This window comes from Blautia sp. HCN-1074, assembly GCF_037890165.1.
In the GTDB taxonomy this organism is placed as follows: domain Bacteria; phylum Bacillota; class Clostridia; order Lachnospirales; family Lachnospiraceae; genus Blautia_A.
Window position 1 is genome coordinate 1 of record NZ_JBBKBP010000049.1, and the last position, 2,665, is coordinate 2,665.

The window sequence follows — 2,665 nt, forward strand, 5'->3', positions numbered from 1 at the left end:
GTAAGTAGGTAATCATCTGTATATTGACATTTTATAAAAGCCATCTGATACTGTTCCTGGCTGTCTGCCAGATTCTCTATCAGATGGCTTGGTATTATTTTTTTAGTTTAGTCCGGCAGTATTCCGGAAGATCCTCTGACCATGGAAGCAGTTTCTTTAATTCTTCCTCTTTAGGAAAAGCTCCTATTTTTCTGAGTTCATCCAATATATAGGTCAGATATGCGTATGGTTTCAGATGGTTCAGAAGTGCTGTTTCTGTAATGCTGTAAACAAGAGCACTGGCATCAGCTCCTCGTACACTTTTGGCAAACAGCCAGTTGCGGCGTCCCACTGCAAAGTTTTTCAATGCACGTTCTGCACTGTTGTTGTCTATGCTGAGATGACCATCTTCCAGATACCGTCTCAGATATACTTCCTGATTAAGTGTATACAAAATGGCATCACCAATAAGGGAAGACCTGTCTACAGAATCTTCCATCGTATGCAGCCATTCAAACATGGCATCCAGGACCGGATGGGACTGTTTCTGGCGTTCTTCATATTTTTCTTCCGGTGTTTTGTCATGGATCATCTCTTCGATCTTATAGAGAATCCCGATCCTTGACATCGCCTGATATGCAACTGTCTCTTTCAGCTGTTCTTTTGTGAAATCTTTTTTCAATGCTGTGAGGGCTGCATCAAAGCGTCGTCTTGCATGGGTAAGGCATCCGCTTACTATGATACCTTCTCCTAAACTGTGATAAGCCTGATATCCATCGCAGGTCAGATACCCATGAAACCCGTCCCTTAAAAAATTTACAGGATGATATCCCGCACGGGTCCTTTCATAATCGAAGAGTACCATCTGCGGGGAACCACTGAATTCATCCGTGAGATATACCCACATCCAGTTCTGGGTCGTCCCTTTCTGCTCCGGCTCTCCGAGTACCTGGATGCGGCTTTCGTCACAATGGATATATCTGCTTTCCAGAAGTTCTTCTTTCATCAGCTGATACAGCGGTTTCAGGTATCTGTCTGCACAGTTTATGATCCAGTTTGCCATAGTCTTTGTGGAAAGATCAAGATCATATCTGGCAAACTCTCTTTCCTGGCGTGCCAGAGGCATTCCATTTACATATTTAGCGTTCATGATACCGGCGACAAGGGAAGGCGTAGCGATACTTCCACGGATCAGGGAAGGTTCTTTTTCAGGACGTTTCATGGACCCGCATTTCGGGCAGCTGTATACATAAGTGATCTCTTCTTCAACCTCAAACTTTGCAGGTACAAAACGCAGGCGTTTTACGGTCTCTTTTGTTACTACATTGTATTTTTTTCCGCATTCCGGACAGTAACGGGCTTCCCCTTCCAGTTTATAGGTCCTAGTTTCAACGGTCTCAAAATTGGAAAGATCTTCTTCCTTCTTTCCTTTCCTCTTTTTACGTTTATATGAGGATGGCTGGATTTCTTCAAAAAGTTCTTCTGTTTCCGCATCCGCACTGGTTTCTGCCTCATTGAACAGGTTCATCTGTTCATAGCCTTCGGTATACTTTTCACTGGATGCCCCAAACTGTTTTCTCTGTGCAAGGGTAAGACGGTCAGAGAGCATGGCATTTAAGAATTCGAGTTCTTTCTGTTTATCCTTTAGCAGCTGGATCTCGGTGTCTTTTTTCTTTGTCTGCTCCTGCACGATCTTCATCAATGAGATCAGATCTTCCCGGCTCATGTTGTTCAGCTGTTTATCTGTAAAGATCGGTTCCATATCCTGTCCTCCCTGCTTTAGCGTTATTAAAAGTATATCATGGTTCCAGCTGTTTTCCTATAAAAAACTGCGTTTCCAGATATAGGAAATACGCTGAGAAATGCCATGTTTTTCATGATTTTTACGGGATTGACAGCTCAGATGTCTTATGCTTACAGGATGATCTTTGGATGGTGTTCCTCAAATGCACCCCTGGGATTTAAGGAGAGCCCGTCACACAGCCAGTGGATCTCTTTCAGAGTCACCTGACGGAGTTCATCCGGAGTATCCGGCCAGTGGAAGGCATTACGGTCGAGCCGTTTCATCAGGATCCAGAATCCGGATCCGTCCCATTGAAGGATCTTTATAGAAGTACGCCGACGGTTGCAGAACGCAAACATGCAGCGTGAGTATGGGTCGAGGTGAAATTTTAATTTGATGATGGCGGCCAGACCATTGTAACTTTTTCTCAGATCAGTGACTCCGCAGGAAAGATATACTGTTGTTCCTCCTGCCAGGTCAAGCATGGCGCTGCAGGAATCCCAGTATGGATTCCATCAGTTCCGGTCTGCAGGAATCAGATATTTCAATACGGATACTGTTTGAGATAAAAATACGCACCGGTGAAGATTCCTCAGAGAGAAGCTTTCTGGCAGCTTCCTGTTCAGAGGGAAGTCTGACAAAGACCAGATCCTGTTCAGATTCGGATGCCGGCTCTTCTTTTGCAAGTCTGCGGATCCAGTATCCCATCGTAGATAAGGGGATGCCGTTTTCTGCACACCATTGTTTACATGTTTTCCCACTGGTCTGGCATTGCTGGATACGGTCAGCCCAGAGTTTTGCTTTTTCTTCTTTATTCATAGTGTATAGAATACCTCCTGAGTTTTAAGGAGATTGTAACAGAATAAAAAATGAAAAAAAAGATACGGATGATTACCTACTTAC

3 protein-coding genes are annotated in these 2,665 nt (G+C 44.1%); all 3 read right to left on the reverse strand.

The window, feature by feature from the left end:
* Positions 1-94: 94 nt before the first annotated feature.
* The 3 genes from tnpC to tnpA all read right to left on the reverse strand — a co-directional run bounded on the left by tnpC (position 95) and on the right by tnpA (position 2,581).
* Positions 95-1,741: an IS66 family transposase gene (gene tnpC / locus WKT11_RS19620; protein WP_118138210.1), complete on the reverse strand. Its 1,647-nt coding sequence runs from the start codon at positions 1,739-1,741 to the stop codon at positions 95-97.
* A gap of 152 nt (positions 1,742-1,893) precedes the next feature.
* On the reverse strand, positions 1,894-2,247 hold the full coding sequence (gene tnpB / locus WKT11_RS19625) for an IS66 family insertion sequence element accessory protein TnpB (RefSeq protein WP_055227435.1): 354 nt from the start codon (positions 2,245-2,247) through the stop codon (positions 1,894-1,896).
* The gene (tnpA, locus tag WKT11_RS19630) at positions 2,240-2,581 is read right to left on the reverse strand and encodes an IS66 family insertion sequence element accessory protein TnpA (protein WP_118138212.1); all 342 of its coding nucleotides are present in this window, start codon (positions 2,579-2,581) and stop codon (positions 2,240-2,242) included. The genes tnpB and tnpA overlap by 8 nt, the downstream gene beginning before the upstream one ends.
* Positions 2,582-2,665 lie beyond the last annotated feature (84 nt).

Bases quoted from the DNA above. Each gene is read 5' to 3' on its own strand.
- tnpA (WP_118138212.1), bottom strand. From the start codon at position 2,581: ATGAATAAAGAAGAAAAAGCAAAACTCTGGGCTGACCGTATCCAGCAA.
- tnpB (WP_055227435.1), bottom strand. From the start codon at position 2,247: ATGCTTGACCTGGCAGGAGGAACAACAGTATATCTTTCCTGCGGAGTC.
- tnpC (WP_118138210.1), bottom strand. From the start codon at position 1,741: ATGGAACCGATCTTTACAGATAAACAGCTGAACAACATGAGCCGGGAA.